The organism is Amycolatopsis sp. cmx-11-51, assembly GCF_047608665.1.
Classification (GTDB): Bacteria; Actinomycetota; Actinomycetes; order Mycobacteriales; family Pseudonocardiaceae; genus Amycolatopsis.
This window is the reverse complement of sequence record NZ_JADNQO010000001.1, coordinates 618,386-643,641: the sequence shown is the minus strand read 5'-3', so window position 1 is coordinate 643,641 and position 25,256 is coordinate 618,386. Positions and strand designations below refer to the sequence as shown.

Annotated in this window: 21 protein-coding genes; 14 read left to right on the top strand and 7 right to left on the bottom strand. The window is 67.9% G+C overall.

All coding sequences use genetic code 11. The features are described 5' to 3' along the window. Nucleotides 1-378 precede the first annotated feature (378 nt). From ACM6LU_RS03165 to ACM6LU_RS03155, 3 genes are all read left to right on the top strand, one after another. Nucleotides 379-792: a hypothetical protein gene (locus ACM6LU_RS03165; RefSeq protein ID WP_414936033.1), complete on the top strand. Its 414-nt coding sequence runs from the start codon at nt 379-381 to the stop codon at nt 790-792. Nucleotides 793-1,330: 538 nt separating this feature from the next. Continuing rightward, nucleotides 1,331-2,518 carry an AAA family ATPase gene (locus tag ACM6LU_RS03160; protein WP_414936032.1) on the top strand — a complete coding sequence of 396 codons (1,188 nt, stop codon included), beginning with the start codon at nt 1,331-1,333 and terminating at the stop codon, nt 2,516-2,518. Further along, nucleotides 2,515-3,255, top strand: a complete 741-nt coding sequence (locus tag ACM6LU_RS03155) for an HNH endonuclease (RefSeq protein WP_414936031.1) — start codon at nt 2,515-2,517, stop codon at nt 3,253-3,255. Before ACM6LU_RS03160 ends, ACM6LU_RS03155 begins: the two co-directional genes overlap by 4 nt. Here ACM6LU_RS03155 and ACM6LU_RS03150 read toward each other — a convergent pair. Both ACM6LU_RS03150 and ACM6LU_RS03145 read right to left on the bottom strand, forming a co-directional pair. Continuing rightward, nucleotides 3,231-3,866 carry an SRPBCC family protein gene (locus tag ACM6LU_RS03150; protein ID WP_414936030.1) on the bottom strand — a complete coding sequence of 212 codons (636 nt, stop codon included), beginning with the start codon at nt 3,864-3,866 and terminating at the stop codon, nt 3,231-3,233. The two genes, ACM6LU_RS03155 and ACM6LU_RS03150, sit on opposite strands and share 25 nt — an antisense overlap. Nucleotides 3,867-3,980: 114 nt before the next feature. Next, entirely contained in the window at nt 3,981-4,640 is a 660-nt protein-coding gene (locus ACM6LU_RS03145; protein ID WP_414936029.1) for a hypothetical protein, read from the bottom strand. A gap of 180 nt (nt 4,641-4,820) precedes the next feature. Here ACM6LU_RS03145 and ACM6LU_RS03140 point away from each other — a divergent pair, with 180 nt between their 5' ends. Next, entirely contained in the window at nt 4,821-5,126 is a 306-nt protein-coding gene (locus ACM6LU_RS03140) for a DUF6204 family protein (RefSeq protein ID WP_414936028.1), read from the top strand. Nucleotides 5,127-5,136: 10 nt separating this feature from the next. Here the strand turns inward: ACM6LU_RS03140 and ACM6LU_RS03135 are convergent, their stop codons facing one another. Further along, complete coding sequence (locus ACM6LU_RS03135) at nt 5,137-6,087, bottom strand: neutral zinc metallopeptidase (RefSeq protein WP_414936027.1); 951 nt, start codon at nt 6,085-6,087, stop codon at nt 5,137-5,139. Between the two features lie 160 nt (nt 6,088-6,247). On the opposite strand from ACM6LU_RS03135, the gene ACM6LU_RS03130 reads away from it, so the two are divergent. Next, nucleotides 6,248-7,273, top strand: a complete 1,026-nt coding sequence (locus ACM6LU_RS03130; protein ID WP_414937070.1) for a polyprenyl synthetase family protein — start codon at nt 6,248-6,250, stop codon at nt 7,271-7,273. Between the two features lie 15 nt (nt 7,274-7,288). Continuing rightward, a complete protein-coding gene (locus tag ACM6LU_RS03125; protein ID WP_414936026.1) occupies nt 7,289-8,611 on the top strand; it encodes a hypothetical protein in 1,323 nt (440 codons plus the stop codon). 82 nt (nt 8,612-8,693) lie between these two features. Here ACM6LU_RS03125 and ACM6LU_RS03120 read toward each other — a convergent pair whose 3' ends face one another. The 4 genes from ACM6LU_RS03120 to ACM6LU_RS03105 all read right to left on the bottom strand — a co-directional run bounded on the left by ACM6LU_RS03120 (nt 8,694) and on the right by ACM6LU_RS03105 (nt 13,169). Next, a complete protein-coding gene (locus ACM6LU_RS03120; RefSeq protein ID WP_414936025.1) occupies nt 8,694-9,761 on the bottom strand; it encodes a 2-oxoacid:ferredoxin oxidoreductase subunit beta in 1,068 nt (355 codons plus the stop codon). Then, nucleotides 9,758-11,665, bottom strand: a complete 1,908-nt coding sequence (locus ACM6LU_RS03115) for a 2-oxoacid:acceptor oxidoreductase subunit alpha (protein WP_414936024.1) — start codon at nt 11,663-11,665, stop codon at nt 9,758-9,760. The genes ACM6LU_RS03120 and ACM6LU_RS03115 overlap by 4 nt, the downstream gene beginning before the upstream one ends. 291 nt (nt 11,666-11,956) lie before the next feature. After that, a complete protein-coding gene (locus ACM6LU_RS03110) occupies nt 11,957-12,709 on the bottom strand; it encodes an enoyl-CoA hydratase (protein ID WP_414936023.1) in 753 nt (250 codons plus the stop codon). A 13-nt stretch (nt 12,710-12,722) separates the two neighbouring features. Next, nucleotides 12,723-13,169, bottom strand: a complete 447-nt coding sequence (locus ACM6LU_RS03105) for an Lrp/AsnC family transcriptional regulator (RefSeq protein WP_005151923.1) — start codon at nt 13,167-13,169, stop codon at nt 12,723-12,725. 73 nt (nt 13,170-13,242) lie between these two features. On the opposite strand from ACM6LU_RS03105, the gene ddaH reads away from it, so the two are divergent. From ddaH to ACM6LU_RS03065, 8 genes are all read left to right on the top strand, one after another. Continuing rightward, nucleotides 13,243-14,085: a dimethylargininase gene (gene ddaH / locus ACM6LU_RS03100; RefSeq protein ID WP_414936022.1), complete on the top strand. Its 843-nt coding sequence runs from the start codon at nt 13,243-13,245 to the stop codon at nt 14,083-14,085. 89 nt (nt 14,086-14,174) lie between these two features. Continuing rightward, nucleotides 14,175-14,858, top strand: a complete 684-nt coding sequence (locus ACM6LU_RS03095; protein WP_414936021.1) for a polysaccharide deacetylase family protein — start codon at nt 14,175-14,177, stop codon at nt 14,856-14,858. Between the two features lie 415 nt (nt 14,859-15,273). Next, on the top strand, nt 15,274-16,590 hold the full coding sequence (locus ACM6LU_RS03090) for a nucleotide sugar dehydrogenase (RefSeq protein ID WP_414936020.1): 1,317 nt from the start codon (nt 15,274-15,276) through the stop codon (nt 16,588-16,590). Then, a complete protein-coding gene (locus ACM6LU_RS03085) occupies nt 16,571-17,758 on the top strand; it encodes a glycosyltransferase family 4 protein (RefSeq protein ID WP_414936019.1) in 1,188 nt (395 codons plus the stop codon). Before ACM6LU_RS03090 ends, ACM6LU_RS03085 begins: the two co-directional genes overlap by 20 nt. 138 nt (nt 17,759-17,896) lie before the next feature. Then, on the top strand, nt 17,897-19,177 hold the full coding sequence (locus tag ACM6LU_RS03080) for an exopolysaccharide biosynthesis protein (protein ID WP_414937069.1): 1,281 nt from the start codon (nt 17,897-17,899) through the stop codon (nt 19,175-19,177). Further along, complete coding sequence (locus tag ACM6LU_RS03075) at nt 19,174-20,925, top strand: Wzz/FepE/Etk N-terminal domain-containing protein (RefSeq protein ID WP_414936018.1); 1,752 nt, start codon at nt 19,174-19,176, stop codon at nt 20,923-20,925. The genes ACM6LU_RS03080 and ACM6LU_RS03075 overlap by 4 nt, the downstream gene beginning before the upstream one ends. Nucleotides 20,926-20,938: 13 nt before the next feature. Beyond that, nucleotides 20,939-22,867: an asparagine synthase (glutamine-hydrolyzing) gene (gene asnB / locus ACM6LU_RS03070; protein ID WP_414936017.1), complete on the top strand. Its 1,929-nt coding sequence runs from the start codon at nt 20,939-20,941 to the stop codon at nt 22,865-22,867. A gap of 151 nt (nt 22,868-23,018) precedes the next feature. After that, complete coding sequence (locus tag ACM6LU_RS03065) at nt 23,019-25,226, top strand: bi-domain-containing oxidoreductase (RefSeq protein WP_414936016.1); 2,208 nt, start codon at nt 23,019-23,021, stop codon at nt 25,224-25,226. Nucleotides 25,227-25,256: the final 30 nt, after the last annotated feature.

Below are 25,256 nucleotides of genomic sequence, written 5' to 3'. Positions count from 1 at the left end.
CGATCCCCGCTGAATGGGCGAACCCGCCCCGAAGTCACCGTCGTCATGTGCCCCTCCCGTGGCTACAAGGCGCGTTATCCGCGATGCACCCTGCGTAATCCGACGCCGGGAAGATTACCAGGGTTCCGGAGGCGGCGAACACGTCCGCATAAAGTTCCGTTCCCTCCTGAATAGCGTGGTGGATGATGGTGACTATCCGTGAAATCGATCGTATGAATGGTCCCGAATGGCGGGGTACATGCTGCTGAGTGACAGGTGACCTGCGCATACTCTGCGTAATAAAGTTCGAAGAGTGATTCTCGGCGCAGTACTCGTCGGGCTGTTGACGGCATGTATGGATTCCGTGGCCACGACCCCACCGCGACCGCAGTTTCCGAAATGGCAGCCAACCGCAGGAAGGCGGGCGATACCCGGCCCGTTACTCGCGAGCCCAAGGTGAAGGACGGCAGGAAGCACTGTTCGCTCGTCCGCGACGAGTACGAGGTACTCATCGTCCACGACATGGACCCGCGGCACACGTCGCTCCGGAACGACGGAGCCGTAGTCGACCTGGGCGGGGTGAAGGCCTGCCAGTTCGAAACCCGCCGTGAGGGCGGAGTCAGCGGCTGTGCGGTCACAGTCCCGGTCAGCTTCCACCGGGCGATCAAGTTCGAGATCGGCCCCGGAAGCCGGAGCAAGGACTGCGAACTCCTCCGCGACTTCGCCACCGCCGGTGCGGCGAAGCTTCCTCGCGAGCTGGTCTATCCGCCGGACGGTCAGGACAACGCCCGAGTCGGGGCCTGCGCGAACTAGGTCTCCACAGCGGGGGCGAGAACTGCGATCCGGCCATGAACGCCCAAGTGCCCGCGGGCGCGGAGCTGATCCTCGCCGCCGGCGCGGTGTTCCGCGACGCGGTCAAGAAGACTTTCGGGCTGGACTTCGAGCCGATCGCCACGCCGGGGACCTGTTACTTCGTCGAGCCACTGCGTCGGCTGCAGATCGAGGCCGGGGCCACCGCGAAACGGTGGCGCGCCGGGGGAGTGGCTCGCGGATCCGGACGGGACCTTCAAAGATCACCAGCGGACTTCGTTCAGCGGAAACCCGGGCTTCACGTTCCGCTCCAAGGACGATCGCGAGTTCTTCCTTTACGTCTCGCCGCTGGGGAATCTCGACGCGCGCGGAAATCTCCGGTTGACGATCTCGCCCGAGTGGGAGCGGGGCATCGACGATTGGGAGCGTTCGAAGGCGGTCTCGGCCGTGGACGTCGCGGGTGCGGACTGTGATGGAATTGGCGAATGGCGACCCACTTTCGGGTGACCAGGTGACGTCCGCGCCGTCGTAAGCTTCCTTCATGTACATCGAGCGGGTCCGGCTGGAGAACATCCGCGGCTTCAGCGGTGCCCGCACCGTGGACCTCCGGTTGCCCGGCCCCGGTTGGGTGGTGCTCGCCGGGCGCAACGGCTCTGGCAAGACCTCGCTGCTGCGCGCCATCGCGGTCGCGGCGGCACCGGACGTGGCCTGGGGGCTGCTGTCGGACGCCGGGAGCTGGATCTCGACGGACCAGACATCCGGGTCGATCGAGCTGTCGGTGATGCGCGAGGAGGGCCCGGCGCCGGTCGAGGTCCGTTGGCTCGACTCCGGCCTGCTGCCGATCTCCGGACTCCCGCCGGGCCAGCCGTTCTGCGCGGCCTACGGACCCTTCCGGCGGCTCGCGGGCGGCAGCGGGGAGGCCGAGTCGTGGATGCGCGGCGCCGGGTCGCTGGCGCGGATGGCCAGCCTGTTCCACGAGGACGCCTCGCTCGCCGAGGGCGTCACCTGGCTGATCAACCAGCATCTTCGCGCCCTGGAAGGAAAAGCGGGCGCCCGCGAGTTGAAGGACGCGGCGCTGGAGATCCTCGGTGACGGGCTCCTGCCCGGCGGCTACCGGATCCGGGACGTCGACTCGGACGGGCTCTGGGTCGAATACCGGGGCGATCGTTTCCCCTTGCGCGAGATGAGTGACGGCTACCGCACGGTGACCGCGCTGGTGGTCGACCTGCTCAAGCAACTCGACGGCGCGGGCCTCGATCACGAGAGTCCCGGTGTCGTGATCATCGACGAGGTCGACGCCCATCTCCACGTGTCGTGGCAGAAACGCATGGGCCCGTGGTTCAAGGCGCATTTCCCGCGGATCCAGTTCATCGTCACCACGCACAGTCCGTACGTCTGCCAGGCCGCCGATCCCGGCGGGCTCATCCGGCTTTCCGGGCCGGACGAGGAAGTCCCGCCGAGGGTGGTCTCCGAGGAGCTGTACGAACGGGTCGTGTTCGGCACGGGGGACGACGCCGTGCTCTCCGACCTCTTCGGCCTGGACACGCCTTATTCGCCGCAGGCGGTCGAACTGCGCGAACACCTCGCCGAGCTCGAGTTCCAGGTGGCTTCCGGGCGGGCCGACGCGAACGGTGTCCGGGAATGGGAACGTCTCCGGGACATGCTGAGCAGCTCGCCGCCGAGCCGGGTCGACGAGGTGGCCAGGCGGTTGGAGGCCGACGATCGGTGATCGGGATCCGCCGGATCGCGCTGCCGGAGCGGGTGGTGGCCGACCTTGAAGACCTGACCACGCGGATCCCGTCGGGTGACAGCAAAGAAGCGCGACGGCTTTGGCGGGTTTCCCGTGCTGTGCGGCGTTCTTTGCGGGCGGGACTGGACGTCATGGCCGCCGGTCGCGGGTACTGCATGTACTGCGGTGACGGCCTCGGGTCCACTGTGGACCATTTCGAGCCGATAGCGCGGAATCCGGGGCGCGCGTTCGACTGGCTCAACCACGTGCTCGCTTGCGAATACTGCAACAGTCACCACAAGCGCGACCTGTTCCCCGTCGACGACTACGGCAACAGCCTGCTGATCGACCCGACCGCCGAAGACCCGTTGGAGCACCTGTTCCTGGTGTTGTCGATCGGGACCTATCGCGCGCTGACCGAAAAGGGCGAGCAAACGATCAAGGTGTGCGGCCTGAACCGCGCGCAACTGGCGCGTGGTCGGGAAACGGCGGTCACCCAGGTGAGCGCGCTCGTCACGGGCTGGTGGACCGCGCGCGAACTGGACGACGACGTGAAGCGGCGCGCGATGGTCTGGACCCTGCTCGACCAGCCGCACGCCGACGTCCTGCACGCGATGCTCCGGCAGGCGGGGATGCCCGGCGCCCGCGCCGTGTTCCGTAAGGACGACGAACTCATCGACCTGCTTCGCGCCCCGGAACTCGCTGAAGACCTTCAGCTCTCCGGCGGCGCGGTGTAGGCGGCGAGGGTCGCGTCGGCACGTGTGCGGGCGGTGGCCGCGTCGGTCCCGTTGGCGACGTCGGCCTCGTACCAGGCCTCGCTGCTCAGCGTCATGAACCGGACGCCGTCTTCGCTCACCATCCAGGCCATGGCGGCCTCGGGGTCGTTGGCCTCGCCGGATTCGAGGTGCAGTGCGAGGCCGTGCAGCATCATGTCCCAGCCGATGCCGACCGCGCCCGGGCCGAACTGCTTCCAGTGCTCGCCTGCGACGGCGGTGTGGTCGAGTTCGAACCGCGTCCGCCCCTCGGCTTCGGCACTCAACCGGACCTCGACCCAGCTGATGTCACCGCCGTACTCCCAGGTCACGGCGAAGCTCTTCGGCGAATCGCAGCGTTCGACCGTTCCGCCCGCGTTGCCTTCGAACTGGTACTTGCCGCCGACGCGCAGTTCGCCGCTGATCGGGAGGAACCAGCGCGGGATACGTTCGGCGTTGGTGCAGGCGTTCCAGAGGTCGTCGAGGTCGGTGTCGTAGACCTGGCAGACGGTGGCCGTCACCGCCTCGCCCGCTTCGACCACGCGCTTGCCCAGCTCGCGCTGAACGGAGTTGAGGTGGCTGGTCACGTCGACCATGGGTGTCCTCCTTGGCTCGGCTGCGGCCAAAGTATCAGCGTAGACTTATATAAGCCAGGGTAGAAAAGAGACGCCCGGGATGGCCTCGGGCGCCCCTTTCCCTGGCGTGATGGCTTAGGGGGTGGGGGAGCAGGCCGCGCGCCCGATGACCACTTCACCGGCGATGCCGGAGGCGGGGGCGAACTTGATCCGCAGCACGGTCAGCCCGATGCTGCCGTTGCCGGGGAGGTGCTGTTCGGCGAAGATCACCTCGGCGAGCAGGGTCCCGTCGGCTTTGGTGAGCGGCTTGACGTAGCCCGCCGGCACCGGCTGCGGCAGGGTGCCGAGCCCGCTCGCCGCGCTGTAGGTCCAGCTCGCGCTCGTGTTCTTCTGCGTCGCCGAACAGGAGACTGTGTAGTTGCCGACGGCGATGCGCGGCCCGCCCGCCGAGGCCAGTGCCGACAGCTCGAAGCCCTTGCCCTTGGCTTCGGACTTCGTCGTGGTGATGCCATTCATCGAGGTGGCGACCGTGGTCACGCACGTCGTCGTGCCGCCACCGAACGTGATCCCGGTCCTCGCCACGGGACCGGACGAGTTGCTCGTCGGTCCCTCGACCGCGCAGTCGCCGAGTGACGAGATCGAGACTGGCGCGGAACTGCCCTTGGTGAAAGCTGCGGAGCCGAGCGAGGCGACGCCCGCGGGGTTGGCCGCGGCGGCAGGTGTCACTCCGGCGGCGAGACCGGCCAGCAGCAGCGCGCCGACCAGGCCGGCCCGACTTGCGACGGTGGCGCGCATGGGCGTTCTCCTCACGTGATGGAGACCGAGCCGGGTTGGCCGTTCTTCCTCGTGTCATCACTATCTGCGTGTCGGATTCGATCGTTGCGCGCGTGCCGGTCGTTTCACTCGACCGTGGATCATGGACACCCATTGGATATTCAGGTTCGCATTCGGATACAGTTCTGTATATTCGAGTTCATGCCGACCTACCGCGTCCTCGTCAACGGCAAGTTCGACCACCCCGACGCCGACACCCGCGCTCGGCTTCTCGCCGAGCTGGATCAGCACCAGGCGATCGGGTTCACCGAGGACGGCTTGTTCACCTACAGCGCCCACCTCGGCGCGTTCACCTTCCGGATCACGCTGGTGGGCGAAGAAGAGCGCGACGTGCTCGACGAGGCCGAACTGAAGGTCATGGAACTGCTGGACGCCAAGGGCTACCCGTACCGCGACGTCGCGGGAAAGGCGACCTGCATGGACGACATCAAAGTTCGGCGCCGCTGACCTCAGGCTTTCAGGAAACCTCGCTCGCCGGGGCCGCGAAGGTGTTGCACGCCGAAGTGTCCTTTGCGTTCAAGCCGCGCTTCTGCCACAACGCGCCGTTCTTCGCCGAACCGTGGGTCTCGCTGTCCGCGGCCTCGAGCCCGGTTTGCTTGAGCGGGGTGAGGAGCTTGGCGGCGATCGAGCCGCGGCCGGCGGCATTGGCCAGGAACAGGGTGCTGAAGCAGTCGGCCTGCAGTTCGAGCCGCCTGCTCAGGTCGAGGATCTTCGTCTGGTCACCGTCGGCCTCGCGGTAGAGCGCGTCGTGCTTCGACATGATGCCGGACTGCTCCTGGACGTGGTGCCCGTACTCGTGGGCGAGCAGGAACAGCTGGGTCAGCAGGTCGGGGCCGCCGTATTCGAGCTGTCTCGGCAACGGGACGAAGATCGTCGGGCCCTCGGAGCAGTAGAAGCCCATGGCCTCCGCAGCGGGCGGAGGAGCGCCGCAGGGAGTGGTCTCGACGTCGTCGGTGGTGACCTCGACCGGGATCCGCGGCTCGTCGACCTGGGTCAGGGTGGGATGCCACGCCTGCTCCAGGCAAGGGAGCAGAGCCAGGTAGAACGCCTCCAGCTTCTCCTTCGCGCGCCCGAGTCTCGGCAGCTCACAGGTCACCTTCGGCATGGTCACGCCGGGAGCGACGAGGGGGTTGTCCGCCGTCTCGTACTTTCGGATCGGCACGGGCGGACGCGAGGTCGAAGGCGCGGAGGAAGCGGAAGGCGCCGAGACGGTCGGCTGGCGGGTCTGTCCGGCGCCGGCCTTCGACTCCTTCACGCCGCCCACCACCAGCGCGGCGACGACCAGCATCACCACCATGAACACGGCGAACAGGATGACGGTGATCCACACCGTCGAACGCTGCTCCCGATGGTCTTCGGCGGGAGGCGCCCACGCCGGTCTTTCGCCGGAATCATCCGGTGTCGTCATGCTTTTTCCCCAGTTCGTGCGATGAGCCGCAGGATACTCGGCGGGGGTGTCATATTCGTCACCGTTTCCCCTGGACAGCACGTCAACAGGCCCGAGTGGGTAGCCACTACGCTGGAAGCAATCCCGAACCGGTGTCAAAGAGAGCGGAGCCGACGTGTCTGTGTCTTCACCTGCCCCAGGTGGTGCCATCGAGGACCTGCGCGCGTCCGTGGGGCTCCAGATCGACGACGAACAGCTCCTGCGCACCCTCGCGACCGGTCTCGCCGACGTCGAGACCCTCCTTCGTGAAGTCGTCCGCAGTGACGTCAAGGCCGTCGAGGACGCCGCTTCGCATCTGGTCGAGGCCGGGGGCAAACGTTTCCGTCCGCTGTTCACGCTGCTGTCTTCGCAGTTCGGGCCGAAGCAGGGCGACCAGGTGGTCACCGCCGCCGCGGCGGTCGAGCTGGTGCACCTCGCGACGCTGTACCACGACGACGTGATGGACGAGGCGACGATGCGCCGCGGCGCGGAGAGCGTCAACGCCCGCTGGGACAACACCATCGCGATCCTGACCGGCGACTTCCTGTTCGCACACGCCTCACGGCTGGTCGCGGACCTCGGCACCGACGCGGCCCGGATCATCGCCGAGACCTTCGGTGAGCTGGTCACCGGCCAGATGCGCGAGACGGTCGGCCCGGCCGACGGCGACGACGCGGTCGAGCACTACCTCACGGTGATCGCACAGAAGACCGGTTCGCTGATCGCCACCTCCGGCCGTTTCGGCGGGATGATGTCCGGTGCCCCCGATGAGTACATCGACGCGCTTCGACGCTTCGGCGACATCATCGGGACGGCGTTCCAGATCTCCGACGACGTCATCGACATCGCCTCGGCCTCGGACGAACTCGGCAAGGCGCAGGGCACGGACCTCCGCGAAGGTGTCCGCACGCTCCCCATGCTGTACGCGCTGGCCGATCCGGCCACCGACCCGCGCCTGGTCGAGCTGCTTTCGGGCCCGATTTCGGACGACAAGCTCGTCGCCGAGGCCCTGGACCTGCTGCGGGTCTCGTCCGGACTCGAACGCGCACGCGAAACTCTTTCCGACTACGCTCGTCGGGCGCGTGCCGAGCTCGCGGCGCTGCCCGTGTCGCCGGCCCGGGACGCCTGCGCATCGGTCGCCGACTACTTGGTCGAGCGAACGCATTGACAAGGGGCAGGTTAGATGTCCATTTTCGGACAGGTTTGGCTGTGGAGCCTGCTGGCGTTCGTCGTCGGCGCGTTGCTCACCTGGCTGGTACTGGTGCTTCCCGCGCGCAAGCGCATCCGTGAGCTGGAAAGCTCGCTGACCACCGCGCACGCCGAAACGTCCCGGTTGCCCGCCGGGGTGAGCTTCGGCGCGGGGGCCGCGGCCGCCGCGGGCGGGACCGCGTACTTCACGAAGCCGTCGCACGACGAGCTGGACGAGGAGTTCGCGGCCGCCGAGAAGCCGACGCCCGCGTACCCCGAGACCCTCACCGAGCAGGAGCCCGCGCAGCCGTGGTCCGAACCTGTCGAGGAACAGACCCCGGAGCCCGCTCAGGACGTCCACGAGGACTTCGCCGAGGAGCCGGGGCCGGAGCACGTTCCTGCCGCGACGCAGACCTTCGAGCCCGAAGAAGAGTACGAGGCCGAGTACCGCACCGCGCCCGAGGCGGACCTGGAGCCTGATCCGGAGCCCGCCGCCGAGCGGACGCAGTTCATCCCGGCGGCCCTGCTGGAGCCGGAACCAGAGCCCGAGCCGGAGAACCCGTACGCCACCGCGGCGACCGAGTACCTCCAGCCCGCGTCGAAACTGGACGTCGAGCCGGAACCCGAGCCCGAGCCGGTATTGCCGAGCGAAGTGCCGTACCGGTCCCGCCTGGAGATGCAGCTGGACCCGGAAGGCGTCGAGACGCAGCCGGAGCCGGTCTCGTTGTTCAACCCCGCGTCGCGCGTGGACACGGAGCAGGCGCCCATCGAGACCAACTGGTTCGAGCGGGAAGAAGAGCTGCAGAACCCGCCCGCGTACGCCTTCGGTTCCGACGAAGAAGCGCAGGCCGGCCTCCTCGGCTCGGAGCCCGAGACGCCCGCCGAGGCCACCCAGGTGTTGCCCAAGCGCACGCCGCGAGGAGGCGCTGTGCGCGGCGGTTTCGAGCCGCCGCAGCCGATCCAGCCGTCGATGCGGGCGATCGAGCGCCGCGAGCCTGACCTGTCCGGTGGGCGGAGCGGCTCGCTGTTCGAGCCCGCCGTCCAGCCGGGCGACGCGATGCCCGCGCCGGAGCCCCCGCCCGCACGGCAGACCGCCGCTCCGGTGGCCGAGTCCGTTCCGCCCGGCCCGTTCGGTCCCGGTTCGGCGATGCCTCGGCCGGGCGGTGGGCGTCCCGCCGACGACTTCGCGGTCAAGGCCAGCGTGACGGCCCTGCGGTACTGCACCGAGGACTCGCCTTCGTTCCCGAAGATGGTCGCCGAGGTGTGGTTCCGGACCGCTTCGGACGCGGAGCGCGTGGGGTTCCGTCCCCTCAGCTGAGTCCCAGAGATGTGATGAACGGGACTTTCCTTGCGAAATTCGCAAGGAAAGTCCCGTTCTATTACGTTTCCGCACCCCAGTGTCAGCTGAGCACGGTCCAGGTGTCCTTGCCCCGTAGCAGCGACTGCAGGTTCGGCGCCTTCGCCGCGCGCGCCTCCTCGACCTGGGCACGTGCCTGGTCGTCGTAGGTCGGCCGCGAGACCTGACGCAGGATGCCGGTCGGCACGTGGTTCAGGTTCTGGTCACCGAGCCGCGACAGCGCGAACGCGTACGCGGTGTCCTGGATCGCCGGGTCGTGCACGACAAGGTTCTCCTCGCCGATGTTCGCGACCTTCCCGACCTCCAGTCCGCCCCAGCCGCCGCGTGTGACGCCGTACTCGCCCTGCGGCCCGAACTTGATCGGCTCGCCGCTCCGCAGCGCGATGAGCCGGCTCGCGGCTTCGTCCTTGTCCTTGAGGACGTCGAACGCGCCGTCGTTGAAGATCGGGCAGTTCTGGTAGATCTCCACCAGTGCCGAACCGCGATGCTTCGCGGCGGCCTCCAGCACCTCGGTGAGGCCCTTGCGGTCCGAGTCGAGCGCGCGGCCCACGAACGACGCCTCGGCGCCGATCGCCAGCGAAAGCGGGTTGAACGGGGTGTCGACCGAGCCCATCGGGGTGGACTTGGTGACCATGCCCGGCCCGGACGTCGGCGAGTACTGGCCCTTGGTGAGGCCGTAGACCCGGTTGTTGAACAGCAGGATCTTGATGTTCACGTTGCGCCGCAACGCGTGGATCAGGTGGTTGCCGCCGATGGACAGCGCGTCGCCGTCACCGGTGACGACCCACACCGACAGGTCCGGCCGCGCGGTCGCGAGGCCGGTCGCAATCGACGGCGCGCGGCCGTGGATCGAGTGCATGCCATAGGTGTCGAGGTAGTACGGGAACCGGGACGAGCACCCGATCCCCGAGATGAACACGATGTTCTCGCGTTTGAGGCCGAGCGTCGGCAGGAACGACTGCACGGCGTTGAGCACGACGTAGTCCCCGCAGCCGGGACACCAGCGGACCTCTTGGTCCGACTTGTAGTCCTTCGCCTTCTGCGGTTCGGTGTCGGACGGCACGAGATCCAAGCCGCCGAGAGTAGGAATCCCCAGGTCAATCGCGGTCACTTCGCCGCCTCCGTACTGGTGATGATCTCCGTGAACACGCCTTGCAGCTCCTCTGCCTTGAAGGGCAGCCCGGCGACCTTGGTGTACGACTTCACGTCCACGAGGTACTTCGCCCTCAAGAGCATCGAAAGCTGCCCGAGGTTCATTTCGGGGACGACCACGGTGTCGTACGAACGGAGTACGTCACCGAGGTTCCCCGGGAACGGGTTGAGGTGCCGAAGATGCGCCTGCGCGATCGGCATGCCCTCCTTGCGGACGCGGCGGCACGCGGCGCCGATGGGCCCGTAGGAGGAGCCCCAGCCGAGCGCCAGGACGCGTGCCCCGCCGCCGCTCGGGTCGTCGACGACGAGGTCCGCGACGTCGATGCCGTCGATCTTGGCCTGCCGCAGGCGGACCATCTTCTCGTGGTTGTCCGGGTCGTAGGAGATGTGGCCGGTCTTGTCGGCCTTCTCCAACCCGCCGATGCGGTGCTGCAGACCGGCCGCGCCCGGCACCGCCCACGCGCGGGCGAGGGTCTCGGGGTCGCGTACATACGGCCAGAACTCCCCGGAACCGTCCTCGGCATTCGGCTCGGTGGCGAACTCCACCCGCAGATCCGGCAGTGTCCGGACATCCGGGATCAGCCAAGGCTCGGAGCCGTTCGCGATCGCGCCGTCCGACAGCAGGAAGACCGGCGTGCGGTACTTCAGCGCGATCCGGGTGGCTTCCAGCGCCGCGTCGAAGCAGTCCGCGGGGGACAGCGGCGCGACGATCGGGACCGGGGACTCGCCGTTGCGGCCGAACATCGCCTGCAGCAGGTCGGCCTGCTCGGTCTTGGTCGGCAGCCCTGTCGACGGGCCGCCGCGCTGGACGTCGACGACGACCAGCGGCAGCTCGGTCATCACCGCGAGGCCGAGTGCTTCGGACTTCAGCGCGACACCGGGCCCGGACGTCGAGGTGATGCCCAGTGCGCCGCCGTAGGAGGCGCCGAGCGCCGCGCCGATGCCGGCGATCTCGTCCTCGGCCTGGAAGGTGAGGATGCCGTAGTTCTTGTGCTTGGACAGCTCGTGGAGGATGTCCGACGCGGGGGTGATCGGGTACGTGCCCAGCAGGATCCGCAGGCCGGACTGCTGCCCGGCGGCGACCAGTCCGTACGCCAGCGCGGTGTTCCCGGTGATCTGGCGGTACGTGCCCTGGTTCAGCTTCGCCGGGGCGACTTCGTACGTCGTCGCGAACGACTCCGTCGTCTCGCCGTAGTTCCAACCCGCCCGGAAGGCCAGGATGTTGGCCTCGGCGATGTCGGACTTCTTCGCGAACTTCTCGCGCAGGAAGCGTTCCGTGCCTTCGGTCGGCCGGTGGTACATCCAGGAGAGCAACCCGAGCGCGAACATGTTCTTCGCGCGCTCAGCGTCCTTTTTGGACAGTCCGGTCTCTTCGAGTGCGCCTCTGGTCAACGTCGACATGGCCACCCGGTGGACTTGATAGGCCGAAAGGGTGTCGTCGTCGAGGGGGTCGTTCTCGAAGCCGACCTTGACCAGGTTCCGCTTCGTGAAGTCGTCGGTGTTCAGGATGATCGTCCCGCCTGACGGAACATCGGCGAGATTCGCCTTCAGCGCCGCAGGATTCATCGCGACCAGGACGTCCGGCCGGTCGCCCGGCGTCAGGATGTCGTAGTCGGCGAAGTGCACCTGGAAGCTCGAGACGCCCGGGATGGTCCCCTGTGGCGCACGGATCTCCGCGGGGAAGTTCGGCATGGTGGACAAGTCGTTGCCGAAGGCGGCCGCCTCCGAGGTGAACCTGTCGCCCGTCAGCTGCATGCCGTCACCGGAGTCGCCGGCGAACCGGATGACCACCCGGTCCAGCTTGGCGACCTCGGTGGGCCTCACGGCCGACAAGGAGCCGTCGCCGTTCGCGCTCGTGCTCATAAGTCAGGGATTCCCTCTCTCCCGACGTGCGTCGTCCCCGGCAGCGCCGGAGACCGGCGTGCCTCGCCCGGCGATGTCGGCCAGGTCACAGGTGCCATCTCCCGAGGTTAGTCCTCGGGACACTTCCCAGGTTGCCGTATGCAATGGCCTGGACCTACTTCTCGAGTGTCCTGAGCTCGTCGCTGAGCGGGGGTTTTCCGGTTTATGTGTTACCGATGGTAACGGTTAATGATCTGCCTCGATTGTGAGCCGTATCTCCCTCCAGCGTAGTGAAGTCCGGTCGAGGAACGGTCATTGGCCGGTCATCGCCGCCCTGAGCTTGGCGAGCCGTTCGGTGAATGCGGGCGCGGCGAGTGACGCGAGCTGCGGCGCGATCTCGGCGTCTACGGCGGCCGAATGGTCGGTCAGTGAAGCAGTGTGCCGAAGCGTGCGCTTCGTCACGAGAAGGACGTCGCGAGGCGCGTCGACGGCGGGTCGTGCCAGCTCACGGGCGGCCTCGATCAGATCTCCTTCGACGAGGCGGAGTGCGAGCCCGGCTTCTACAGCGGCTTCGGCGCTGACGACTTCTCCGAAGAGTGTCATCGCCGCGGCCTTCTGCGGGCCGACGAGCCGTTGGATCATCCAGGTCATCCCGCCGCCGGGGTGGATGCCCAAGTCGAGAAATCTGGCCACGAACTTCGCCCTCGGTCCCACGATGCGGACGTCCGCGGCGAGCGCGAGGTTCAGTCCGGCGCCAACGGCCGCACCGCCGACCGCCGCGATCGTCGGCAAGGAACACCGGGCCACCGAGAGAAAGCCGTCGTAGATCGCGCGGAGCCCGTCCTCCCGTGCGCCGGCGAGTGTGTCGAGGTCCGCGCCCGCGCAAAAGGCCGGTGGTGCACCGGTGATGACCAGTGCGTGGACACTCTCGTCGGCTTCGGCACCCGCGACGGCCTCGGACAGTTGGGTGGACAGGGTGAGGGTCAGGGCGTTGCGGGTCGAGGGCGCGTCGATGGTGAGCACGGCGACGCCGCCGTCATGGCTGGAGCGGATCTGATCGGTCACGGTGTCGAGGGTTTCATGCCTCGGGGGTCGGCGGCCGTTCCAGTAGCCGGGAAAGGACGACGGTGGAGACCGTGCGGTCGACGATCTCCAGGCCGCGCAGCCGCTCCAGCGCGGTCTCCAGATGGTGGATGTCCGAAGCGCGCAGGTGGACGATGGCGTCGGCCGCGCCGGACACCGTGTACGCCGCGACGACCTCCGGCAACGGTTCCAGCCGGGCGCGGATCCGGGCCGGGGTGATGTTGCCGTTGCAGGTCATCTCGACGAACGCCTCGGTGCCCCAGCCCAGCGCCTCGGGGTCGACGACCGCGGTGAAACCGCGCAGGACCCCGGTTTCGAGCAGTCTGTCGACCCGTCTTTTCACTGCGGGCGCGGACAAGCCGACGACTTTCCCGATGTCGGCGTAGCTGGACCTCGCGTTGGCCATCAAACATGAAACGATTCGCTGGTCGATGGTGTTCACACGCAATGTTTAGCAGGTATATGCGCAGCGAACAGCGATTGATTGCGGAATTGGGTAACCTTACCCTTCGAGTATGCCGGTACTAGAGCAGCCCCGTGTGCCCACGACGCGCCGCTACCTCATGTGCCCGCCGCGATACTTCGCGGTGGATTACGTCATCAACCCGTGGATGGACCCTTCCGTCCCGGTCAGCGTCGACACCGCGATGGCGCAATGGACCGAACTCCGTGACACCTACCGACGCCTGGGCCACACGGTCGAGGAGATCGACGCCAAGCCCGGCCTGCCCGACATGGTCTTCGCCGCGAACTCCGGCACCGTCGTCGACGGCCGCGTCCTCGGCTCCCGGTTCCGCGCCCCGCAGCGCACCGCCGAGGCCGAGCACTTCCGCCGCTGGTTCGTCGAACACGGTTACCGCGACCTCACCATGCCCGAGAAGATCAACGAGGCCGAAGGCGACTTCGCCTGGACCGGCAAGGTCCTGCTCGCCGGCACCGGCTTCCGGACCGACCCGGCCGCGCACGCCGAAGCGCAGGAGGTCCTCGGCGTCCCGGTCGTCTCGCTGCGGCTGATCGACCCGAGCTATTACCACCTCGACACCGCGCTGTTCGTGCTCGCCGAGGCCACCGACGCCGCGCCCGCCCAGATCGTCTACTACCCGGAGGCGTTCTCGGCCGGGTCGCGGAAGGTGCTGGAGCGGATGTTCCCGGACGCCGTAATCGCGGACCGGGCCGACGCGGCGTGCTTTGGGCTGAACGGGGTGTCCGACGGACGCAACGTCGTCCTGCCGGTCGAAGCGACCGCTTTGGCGGCTCGGCTGACCGAACGCGGCTACGAGGTCGTCTTCGTCGACATCTCCGAGCTCAGGAAGGCGGGTGGCGGCCCGAAGTGCTGCACCCTGGAGATCCGCAAGTAATCCGTTCGTGGACACCTTGCGCGATCATGTAACTACTCCATTCGCCAACTCGATTAATCGGGAAACACTCGGTCCCGAATGAGGTGCGGATGGTGATCCTGGCGATCGGCGGCGTGGGCAGACCCGTGCGCGCGCTGGATCCGGGCGAAAACGAAACGTGGGTGACCGTCGAGCAGTTCGAGCGGGTGCTCGACGCGGTGACCGGATGTGAAGACGTCGGGCTCACCTTCGACGACGGCAACTCTTCCGACGTCGAGATCGTGCTGCCGAAACTGCTCGAGCGCGACCTCACGGCGGAGTTCTTTCCGCTGGCCGGCCGCATCGGCCAGCGGGGCTTCGTCGACGCCGACGGCCTCCGCGAGTTGGTCGAAGCGGGGATGACGATCGGTTCGCACGGCTGGGAGCACCGTGACTGGCGGCGGCTCGACGACAGGCACGCCCAGCGTGAACTCGAAGTCGCGCCGAGGCTGCTCGCCGACCTGAGCGGGAAGCCCGTCCGCGCGTACGTGCCGCCGTTCGGCGCCTACGACCGGCGGGTGCTCAGCAGGCTCCGGCGTTCCGGCGCGACGAGGATCTACACCACGGAAGGCGGCGCGACGTCACGCGACGGCTTGTTGCGTCCGCGGACCAAGGTCCGGTACGACGTCGACCAGGAGTGGATCGACGGCGTACTCGCTGATCGGGCCGGCCTGTACCGTCGAGCGGGACGGGTGCTGGCCCGAGTCTCCAGGCTTGTCCATCGTCCAGGGCTGACCGAACCTCGCGACGTGTGAAGCCCCTTTTCGAGTACATGAAGGCCCCCTTCCCTGCGCTAGGCGCAAGGAAGGGGGCCTTCATGTACTTCCGCCAGGCGAAGCGGCTGTGCCGGGGTGAGGTGGGAATTGGGACACTGAACGTCCCGACTCCCGCATCGTCAGCCCGCGGGCCAGGTACGACGCAGGTAAGCGAAGCCCAGTACGGAACATTCCGGCGTTACCAGAAGGCAACCGCGAGGACGTTCCGGCGTGTACGGCAGATCGAGACAAAACCCTTACGTCCCGCCTGTAGCGTTTCCGACCGCTTGAGCGATGAGTAATTCCCTTGCCGCACAGGCATTCCGTCAAAAGCAGGCGAACTCGCGGCGGCGGTAACGAACCCGGTCCTCCGGCCGACCAACTCCTCAGCGGCATGCGGCTGGAGGAATTCGTCATGAAGATCAGTGTCTTCGGGCTCGGTTACGTCGGTTGTGTGTCGGCGGCGTGCCTGGCGGGGCGCGGGCACGAGGTCGTCGGGGTCGACGTGAACCCGGTGAAGATCGACCTCATCTCCAGCGGCAAGGCGCCGGTGGTCGAGGAGCGCATCGGCGAACTGACCGCGGAGGTCGTCGCGAGCGGTGCGCTGAGAGCGACCACCGACGTCAGACAGGCGATCGCGGACAGCGAAGTGTCCCTGATCTGCGTCGGTACCCCGTCGGCGCCGAACGGCAGCCTGTCGACGGCGTTCCTGGAGCGCGTGGCCGATGAGATCGGCGAAGCGCTCAAGACCAAGACGCAACGGCACACCGTCGTCTTCCGCAGCACCATGCTGCCGGGTACCTGCCTCGACCTGCTGGTCCCCATCCTCGAGAAGTCGTCCGGTCTCACCGCCGGCGTCGACTTCGGTGTCGCGGTGAACCCCGAGTTCCTGCGCGAGGGCAGCAGCGTCAAGGACTTCTACGACCCGCCCAAGACCGTCATCGGCGAGCTCGACGAGGCCAGCGGCGACGTCGTGGCGGCGCTTTACGAAGGGCTTCCCGGCGAAGTCTTCCGCGTGGCGATCCCCGTCGCCGAGATGACGAAGTACGCCGACAACTCCTTCCACGGGCTCAAGATCGGCTTCGCGAACGAGCTGGGTGCCATCTGCCGCGCCTTGGGACTCGATTCGCACCAGGTGATCGACGTCTTCCTCGCCGACCGCAAGCTCAACATCAGCCCCGCCTACCTCCGCCCCGGGTTCGCCTTCGGCGGCTCGTGCCTCCCCAAGGATCTGCGCGGCCTGGTCTACGCCGCGCAGCGCGCGGACGTCGCCGTCCCGATCCTGGCGCACGTCCTGCCGTCCAACGACGAACACCTCCAGCGTGCCTTCGACCTGGTCGCGCGCACCGGCAAACGGAAGGTCGGGCTGTTCGGCCTGTCCTTCAAACCCGGCACCGACGACCTTCGCGAAAGCCCGCTCGTCGAGCTCGCGGAGCGCCTGCTCGGCAAGGGTTACGACCTCCGCATCTACGATGCCAACGTAAGCCTTTCGCGGCTGATGGGCGCGAACCGCGAGTACATCGAGGGCAGGCTGCCGCATCTCGGCCAGTTGCTGGCCGGCTCCGTCGCCGAGGTCATCGACCACGCCGAGGTCTGCCTCATCGGCTGCACTGACCCGGACGTCCTCACGGCGCTCCCGGCGGGCGGCGGCCACACCATCATCGATCTCGTCCGCGTACCCGACGCCGACCGGCGCCGGACTGAAGAGGGATATGTCGGTCTTGCCTGGTAAAGCTCTCATCCTCGTCGAGAACCTTTCCGTCCCCTTCGATCGCCGTGTGTGGCAGGAGTGCCAGACGCTTTCGGGCGCCGGCTGGGAAGTCCACGTCATCTGTCCACAAGGGACGAAGCGGGACGCCGAGGCCGAAGTCACCATCGACGGCGTCCACATCCTGCGGTACCCGCTCAAGGCCGCCACCGGTGGTCCGGCCGGATACGTCCAGGAGTACGGCTCCGCGCTGTGGCACACGCTCCGGCTCGCCCGCAAGGTCGGCCGGGTGGACGTCGTGCACGCCTGCAACCCGCCGGACATGCTGTTCCTGGTCGCGCTGTACCTCAAACGCCAGGGCGCGAAGTTCATCTTCGACCAGCACGACCTCTGCCCCGAGCTGTACCTCTCGCGCTTCGACCGCGGCGAGGACTTCCTCTACCGCGCGGTCTGCGCGCTGGAGCGCCGCACCTACAAGACGGCGAACGTCGTCATCGCGACCAACGAGAGCTACAAGGACGTCGCGGTGCAACGCGGCGGCAAGTCACCGGACGACGTCTTCGTCGTGCGCAGCGCGCCCGTGGTCGAGAGGTTCCACCTGGTCCCGCCCGAGCCCGAGCTGAAGAAGGGCAAGCCGCATCTGCTGGCGTACCTCGGCGTGATGGGCCCGCAGGACGGCGTCGACTACGCGTTGCGTGCGCTCGCTTCGCTGCGTGACGAGGTCGGCCGCGTTGACTGGCACGCCGTGTTCATCGGTTCCGGTGACGCCTTCGACGCCATGGTGGCGTTGTCCAAGGAACTCGAGCTGGACGACCAGGTCGAGTTCACCGGCCGGATCTCCGACGAAGATCTCCTGCGCTACCTGTCCTCGGCCGACGTCTGTCTTTCGCCGGATCCCCTGAACCCGCTCAACGACGTGTCGACCATGAACAAGATCATGGAGTACATGGCGATGAGCCGTCCGATCGTCTCCTTCGAACTGCGGGAGGCCCGTGTCTCGGCCGGGGAGGCCGCGCTGTACGCGCCGGCGAACGACGAGCCGGAGTTCGCGAAGCTGATCGCGCACCTGCTCGACTCCCCGGAGGAGCGGGCGAAGATGGGCGAGCTGGGCAGGGAGCGCGTCGCCGGTCCGCTCTCCTGGAAGAACTCCCAGAAAGCCCTGCTCGCGGCCTATGCCGCCGCGGTCCGTTGATCGACTCCCCGGTCGCGTTTCGAACAAGACTCGGGCAATCCTGTAACCAACGCCGCGTTCGAGCCGACGGGATTGATGCCGCACGAAAACGCGCCGATGGGAGATCCCGGTTTGACTGACGATACGGTGCGCCTGTCCATGATCGGGCAGGTTCTGCGCGGACGATGGCGGACCTTGGTGGTCCTCGCCGTCCTCGGTGCCCTCATCGGCGCGGGATCGTCGGTGATCCTTTCCCCCGGCTACCGGACCACGTCCAGCGTGCTGCTTCAGGGCCCGCGCGAGGCGGACGAACTGCTCACCCAGGCCGAGGTGGCGACCAGCTCGGTCGTCCTCGACCGGGCCGCCGCCGTCCTCGGAGACGGTGAGACCGGGGCCGATCTGCGGGACAAGGTGGCCACTTCGGTCGCACAGGGCAATGTGATCACCATCGAGACCACTGGTGACACCGCCGAACAGACGCAGCGGATGGCGGACCAGCTCGCGCAGGAGTTCGTGAAGTACTCCACGCAGATCATCGCCGGTTCCGGCGACGCCGCGGTGCAGCTGGCGCAGGAGCGTCGCGAGACGTTGCGGCAGCAGGTCGCGCAGACCAACCAGCGGATCAGCGAACTCTCCGCGAAGGTCAACGAGGGCAAGACGACGGTGGAGAGCGTCCAGCTCCGCACCGAACTGCAAGGCCTGCGCTCGTCGATCGAGTCGGCGATGTCCAGCCTGAACGCGGCCGACACCGCCAGCGGTCTCGGCAACATCGTCGTACTGGGCTCGGCCGAGCTGCCGTCCGCGGCCGCGGCACCCACGGTGGGGCAGCTCGCGCTCGGCGGCGCGGTGTTGTTCTTCCTCATCGGCCTGTTCGGGCACCTCTTCACCGCCCGCACCGACCGGCGGCTGCGGGACGAAGCGGAGATCGCCGCGGCGCTCGGCGGCCCGGTGCTGGCCACCTTCGACGTCGTGGACGAGCAGCCGGCCGGGACCGGTTTGCGGGCCAAGCTCCTCCGTGACGACAAGCCGTGGAACATCCCGCGGGTCGACGTGTTCGCCGACGAGCTCGACTCCGACGTCCAGTACCGGCGCCTGCTTTCCCGGCTCCCGCACCGGCGGCTGCTCGTGCTGACCGCCGACGGTGACCACGCCGGGCGGGCGGCCGCCGAGCGGATCGCCGGTCTCGCCGACCGGTGGTTCACTCCTGTGACGGTTTCCCCGGTGCGGCCCGTCGTCGGAGACACCGACGCCGAAGGTGTCCTCGTGGTGTCGAGCCTCGGTTCCCGGCCGGCCTGGGAGCTGGTCGGGATCGCCGAAGCCTGTGCCGACGCCGGTGTCACCGTGGTGGGCACCGTGCTGACCCGTCCGGTCCGGCCGACCCGCACCCGATCCGGCGCCTCCACCCCCACCGATCACGAAGCACTGGCAGGTACAGCGTGACCAGCGCCGAAAAAGCGAAGTCCGAGCCGCTCGTCGACCTCCAGCGGCTGGTCGTCTCGGTACGCAGACGCCGTCGACTGTGGCTGGCCACCGCGCTGGTGGGGCTGATCGCCGGCGGGCTGGTCGCGCTGTTCCTGCCGTCGCCGCCGACCGCCGTGGCGCAGATCCTGGTCATCCACCCCGACGACTCGCCGACCGACAGCGGGACGCTGATGCGGACCGACGTCGCCGTGCTCCAGACGACGAAGATCGCCAACGAGGCACTGAAGAAGCTGAACAGCACCCAGGCACCGGAGGAATTCCTCAAGGACTACGAGGGGCTGGGCCTGACGAACAACGTCCTCCAGCTGACGGTCAAGGGAAAGAACGAGGACGAGGCGCTGGCCCGCGCGCAGGCGATTTCCGACGCCTTCATCACCGAGTACATCGCCCGCAACCAGGCGGCCGCGGCGGCGACCCAGAAGGCCTTGCTGGATCAGCGTAACCTGGCCCAGAACGAGCTCACCACGATCGAAGGCGGGATCGTCGCCGAAGAGGCCAAGGGCCGCAACGCCAACCCCGCCCAGCTGGAGCGGTTCTACTCGCGCCGGGCCGAACTGAACTCGAAGATCTCCGACTACGACGGTCGCGCGCAGGAAGCGGGCATCGGGACGCCGAAGGTGGCCGCCGGGACGCAGATCGTGGACGCACCGCGGATCCTGCCGCATTCGCTGCTCAAGACCCTCGCCACCGACGCCGGGATCGGTTTCGCGCTGGGATTGCTCGCCGGACTCGCGCTCGCGGCCGTCACGAGCGTGGTGAAGGACCGGCCGGTGCTGCGCCGCGAGATCTCGCGGCACCTCGGCGCCTCGGTCATCGCGCAGTTGCCGAAGCCGCCGCGTTTCCTGCGGGTCTCGCACGCGGCCACCCGGCGGCAGCGGGTCGCGACGACCCTGGTCCGTGCCGTCCGGCAGGAGGGCGGTTCGGTGTCGGTGCTCGACCTCGGCGCCCGCAAGGTCACCGCCGCGCTCGCTGTCGACATGGCGCGCGAACTGGCGGAGAAGGGGCCGGTCTCGCTCGTCGACGACCTGCCGAAGGTGAATCTTCGCGAGCTGGCAGGCGAAGGGCCGGTCCAGGTGCTGGAGCGCGGCGACGTGCCGGCGGCCGGTAAGGAACGTCGCATCGGCGTCGGGTCGATCGAACCGGGGACGGCGTGGACCGACCTTGAATTCCTCGGCGCCGAAACGATCCTCGTCGTCCAGACCGGGCACGCGAACACCGAATGGCTGCACACCGTCGCGCGGCAACTGGCCGACCGGCGGATCCCGATCGTCGGGGTCGTCGTGGTGGATCCCGATCCGCGCGACCACACCGACGGGACGCTGTGGGACGGCCTGCACACCGCGTTGCGGGGGCGCGCCGGTGCCGTGCCGTCGCCGGTGCCCGTGCCCGCGCGGCCGGTGGCGCCCGCCCGCCCGGTCGTCCCGCAGCGGAAGGTCATGGCCGAGCGGGTCGCCAGGCCCGCGCCGAAACCGGTCGAGATGTTCCCCGACGAGGACGCCCCGGTGCGGCGGCTCTCGAGGGTGGTGCCGGTCGAGACGGACGCGGAACGCACCGTCGAGTGGGTGCTGGAGCCGCCGAGGGAGAAGAAGAGCGCGCGTCGACGTCCTCCGACGCCGTACAAGCGGCCCGAAGACCACGACAACAACGCCGACCAGCCGACCAAACGATTCTCGCCCGTGTCACCGGACAACGCCGAAGCGCTATAGGGAGCGAAAGTAGATGTGCGGCATCGCAGGGGCCTACTTCTGGCCGGACGGGGGACCGCTCACCGATCGGCTCACCAAGATCATCGCCCATCGCGGACCGGATGGTTCGGGCCGGTACGACCATCGTGCCGGTGCCGGGGAAGTCCATCTAGGACACCGCAGGCTGTCGATCGTCGACCTGACCGAGACCGGCGCGCAGCCGATGGTCAAGGACGGCCTCGCGCTGACCTACAACGGCGAGCTGTACAACTCGCCGGAGCTGCGGAAGGAACTCGAAGCGGCGGGCGTGCGCTTCCGGGGGACGTCCGACACCGAGGTCCTGCTGGAAGCCTGGCGCGAGTGGGGCACCGACGGCTTGCACCGCCTTCGCGGCATGTTCGCGTTCGGCGTCTTCGACGAGCGCACCGGCGCTTTGACCTTGGTCCGAGACCAGCTGGGCATCAAACCCCTGTTCATGGTGCGCCGAGGCAAGGGCGTCGCGTTCGCCTCCGAGCTGAAGGCCTTGGCCACCGAACTCGGCGGCTCGCTGACCGTCGACGACACCGCGCTCGTCGCCTCCCTGCTCTACTACTGGGTCCCGGACGGGCGTTGCGCGTTCACCGAGGCCGAGAAGCTGCCTCCGGGCAGTTGGGCGCGCTTCCGGCCGAACGGCGACGTGGAGCGCGGCACCTTCTGGTCACTGCGCCAGGTCGCCGAGGAAGGCGCGGACTACGAGGGGGAGTTCGACCTCAACGCCGTCATCGAGGACTCCACGCGCAAGCACCTGATGGCCGACGTGCCGGTCGCGACGTTCCTTTCCGGCGGCCTCGACTCCAGCTACCTGACCGCGCTCGCCGCGCGCGAAAACCCCGGGATCTCCGCGTACACCATCGGTTTCCGGGCAGAGGACGCGAAGTTCGAGGCGATGCCGGACGATCTGATGTACGCGAAGAAGGTCGCCGCGAAGTTCGGTGTCGACCTGCACGAGATCGAGATCGCGCCGCAGGTGCTGGACCTGCTGCCGCGGATGACCTACCACCTCGACGAGCCGATCGGCGACCCGGCCGCGATCAACAGCTACCTGATCTGCACCGCCGCCCGCGAGGCGGGTGTCAAGGTGATGCTGTCGGGCATGGGCGCCGACGAGCTGTTCGCCGGGTACCGCAAGCACCTCGCGAACAAGATCGCCGTGCGGTACCAGCGGGTTCCCGGTCTGGTCCGCCGCCCCATCGAGTCCGTTGTGGACAGACTGCCGGTGGCGACCTCGAAGCGCGGGTTCCGTTCGGTCCGGTTCGCCAAGCGGTTCCTCTCGTTCGCGGAACTGCCGGAGGAGACCGCGTTCCGGCGCAGCTACACGATGTACGACCAGGCCGAGCTCGTGGGGCTGCTGAACCCGGATCTCGCGGGCGCTGTCGACGACGTGATCACCGAGCACGCGGACACCTATCACGACAACACCTTGTCGGACTTCGTGAACCGCATGTGCCTCGCCGATTCCCGGCTGTTCCTGCCGGGGCTCAACCTCGCCTACACCGACCGGTCCAGCATGGCCGCCTCCACCGAGGTGCGGACGCCGTTCGTCGACATCGAGGTCGTGAAGGCCGCGTTCCGGATCCCCGGTGACAAGAAGATCGTGAAGCGCCAAGGGAAAATGGCGTTGAAAGAGGCAGCGCTGTCGATCCTCCCCGCCGAGATCGTGCACCGGCCGAAGGGGCTGTTCAGCGCACCGCTGCGGGCCTGGATGAGCCGCGACCTCGCGCCACTGGTGCGCGAGGTGACGAACGAAGGCGAATTGGTGAAGGCCGGGTTCCTCCGTCGTGAGGCCCTGCAACGGCTCGTCGACGAAGACGCGTCCGGGCAGCAGGACCGGTCCAAACATCTCTGGCACATCTTGACCCTCGAGTACTGGTATCGCGGCGCCCTTTCGGCCCGATCCACCCCAGCTCGGCCAGGTGGGTCGTGAGTGGTCTGGGTGTCGCGAAAGCCACTTTCGGGACATCAGATGTCCCGAAAGTGGCTTTCGCGACATGTCCGTGCGCTACTCACGACCAGCCCGACCCACGCGATACCTCCGCCTCCACATCTCACCTTGCCTTACCCCCATTAGGAGCGACGTGAAGCAGGTAGTGCAGAACTACAAGAGCGGGGAGCTGGCGCTCCTCGACGTTCCGGTCCCCGCGTGCAAACCGGGGGGTGTGCTGGTCCGCACCGCCTATTCGCTGATCTCCACCGGCACCGAGATGATGAAGGTGTCGGAGGCGAGTCTTTCCCTGGTGGGCAAGGCGAAGGCGCGGCCGGACCAGGTCGCGAAGGTGATGCAGAGCGTCGCGACGAACGGGCTGGGCGCCACCTACCGCAAGGCGATGAACAAACTCGACTCCTACACCCCCTTGGGGTATTCGCTCTGTGGCGTGGTGGAAGAGGTCGGCTCGGGGATCCACGACGTCGCCGTCGGGGATCTCGTGGCGTGCGCCGGAAACGAGCACGCGCTGCACTCGGAACTGAACTGGGTGCCCAAGAACCTGTACGCCAAGGTTCCCGACGGCGTCGACCCGAGGCATGCCGCGTTCGGCACGGTCGGTTCGATCGCGATGCAGGGCGTCCGGCGCGGTGAACCGCAGATCGGCGACATCGCGCTGGTCATCGGGCTGGGCCTGATCGGCCAGCTGGTCGTCCAGCTGCTGGTCGCCTCCGGTGTCCGCGTCGTCGGCGTCGACCCGGACCCGACCCGCTGCGCGCTGGCCGAGCAGCTCGGCGCGCTCAACTGCGGCGACCCGGGATCCGGTGTCATCGACACCGTGGTCGCGGAGCTCAGCGCCGGGCACGGCGTCGATCAGGTGTACCTCGCCGCGGGCGGCAGCACGAACGAGCCGGTGGAGCTGGCCGCGAAGCTGAGCCGCGACCGCGGGCGGGTGATCGACATCGGCAAGTGCTCGCTGAACCTGCCGTGGAACGCCTACTACGAAAAGGAACTCGACGTCCGGTTCTCCCGCTCGTACGGCCCCGGCCGCTACGACCCGGAGTACGAACTCGAGGGCAGGGACTACCCGATCGGTCAGGTTCGCTGGACCGAGCGCCGCAACCTCGAATGCGTCGTCGACCTGATGGGCAGCGGCCGTCTCGACGTCGAGCCGCTGATCTCGCACACCTCGGACTTCTCCGACGCCGTCGAGACGTACCGGAAGCTGAACGAGGGCGAGCTCAAGGCCGTCGCGGTGCTGTTCGAATACGAGAAGCGGACGGCAGGCGTCGGCGAGCAGGCCGTCACCTCGGTTTCCGCGCCCAAACCCTCGGCCGTTCGCGCGGCGCCGAAGGCCGGTGGCGTGCGGATCGGGTTCATCGGCGCGGGTAACTACGCGTCCTCGATGCTCCTGCCGCGGCTGGCGGAGATGGAGCACGTCCACCTGACCGAGGTCGTCACCACCTCCGCGCTCTCGGGCGCGAACGCCCAGCGCAAGTTCGGCTTCGCCCGCGCCACCACCGATCTCGATACGATGCTCGAAGACTCCGCCATCGACGCGGTGTTCATCGTGACCCGGCACAGCTCGCACGCCGAGCTGACCCGGCGGGCGCTGCTCGCGGGCAAGGCCGTCTTCGTAGAGAAGCCTCTCGCGCTGTCGGAAAAGGAACTCGAGGTCGTGCTCGGTGCGATCGAAGACTCCGGCAACGACCGGTTGCAGGTCGGCTTCAACCGCCGGTTCGCCCCGCTGCTGAACGAGTCGGTGCTCAACTTCGGACCGCGGATCGGCCCGGCTTCGGTGCGGTACCTGGTCAACGCCGGTCAGCTCGACGCCGGCAGTTGGTACAACCAGGCCGACAGCGAGGGTTCGCGCTTCGCGGGCGAGGGGGGTCACTTCATCGACACGGTCAGCTGGCTGCTCGGGTCCGACCCGGTTTCGGTGTACGCCACCGCGACGCCGGGGCATCAGGACCTGCAGATCCTGCTGCGCTACCCGGACGGCTCGACAGCGTCGATCGCCTACACCACCAGCGGTTCGTCGGCGTTCCCCAAGGAGACGATCGACGTCACCGCCGACGGCAAGGTGCTGAAGTTCGACGACTTCGCGCGTGCCTCGGTGTTCGGCCGCAAGAAGTGGGCCAGTTCCCGCATCCCCAAGGGGCGTGACAAGGGTCAGGCCGCCGAACTCGAAGCGTTCGTCAACGCGCTGAAGACCGGCGTCTCGATGCCGGTGTCCGTCGACTCGCTCGTTTCGACGACGCTGGCCACGCTCGCGGTCAACCGCAGCCTGGAAACCGGTTCGCCGGTGCGGATCAACGCCGCTGAGCACGGTGGCGGAGCTGAGAGGACGTCGGGGAAGTGACCACACGCGTGAACCCGCCCGGCCGTGGGC

Excerpts from the sequence above, each read along its gene's own strand:
- ACM6LU_RS03165 (WP_414936033.1), top strand. The coding sequence starts at position 379 with ATGGCAGCCAACCGCAGGAAGGCGGGCGATACCCGGCCCGTTACTCGC.
- ACM6LU_RS03160 (WP_414936032.1), top strand. The coding sequence starts at position 1,331 with ATGTACATCGAGCGGGTCCGGCTGGAGAACATCCGCGGCTTCAGCGGT.
- ACM6LU_RS03150 (WP_414936030.1), bottom strand. The coding sequence starts at position 3,866 with ATGGTCGACGTGACCAGCCACCTCAACTCCGTTCAGCGCGAGCTGGGC.
- ACM6LU_RS03145 (WP_414936029.1), bottom strand. The coding sequence starts at position 4,640 with ATGCGCGCCACCGTCGCAAGTCGGGCCGGCCTGGTCGGCGCGCTGCTG.
- ACM6LU_RS03140 (WP_414936028.1), top strand. The coding sequence starts at position 4,821 with ATGCCGACCTACCGCGTCCTCGTCAACGGCAAGTTCGACCACCCCGAC.
- ACM6LU_RS03135 (WP_414936027.1), bottom strand. The coding sequence starts at position 6,087 with ATGACGACACCGGATGATTCCGGCGAAAGACCGGCGTGGGCGCCTCCC.
- ACM6LU_RS03125 (WP_414936026.1), top strand. The coding sequence starts at position 7,289 with ATGTCCATTTTCGGACAGGTTTGGCTGTGGAGCCTGCTGGCGTTCGTC.
- ACM6LU_RS03115 (WP_414936024.1), bottom strand. The coding sequence starts at position 11,665 with ATGAGCACGAGCGCGAACGGCGACGGCTCCTTGTCGGCCGTGAGGCCC.
- ddaH (WP_414936022.1), top strand. The coding sequence starts at position 13,243 with ATGCCGGTACTAGAGCAGCCCCGTGTGCCCACGACGCGCCGCTACCTC.
- ACM6LU_RS03095 (WP_414936021.1), top strand. The coding sequence starts at position 14,175 with ATGGTGATCCTGGCGATCGGCGGCGTGGGCAGACCCGTGCGCGCGCTG.
- ACM6LU_RS03090 (WP_414936020.1), top strand. The coding sequence starts at position 15,274 with ATGAAGATCAGTGTCTTCGGGCTCGGTTACGTCGGTTGTGTGTCGGCG.
- ACM6LU_RS03085 (WP_414936019.1), top strand. The coding sequence starts at position 16,571 with ATGTCGGTCTTGCCTGGTAAAGCTCTCATCCTCGTCGAGAACCTTTCC.
- ACM6LU_RS03080 (WP_414937069.1), top strand. The coding sequence starts at position 17,897 with ATGATCGGGCAGGTTCTGCGCGGACGATGGCGGACCTTGGTGGTCCTC.
- asnB (WP_414936017.1), top strand. The coding sequence starts at position 20,939 with ATGTGCGGCATCGCAGGGGCCTACTTCTGGCCGGACGGGGGACCGCTC.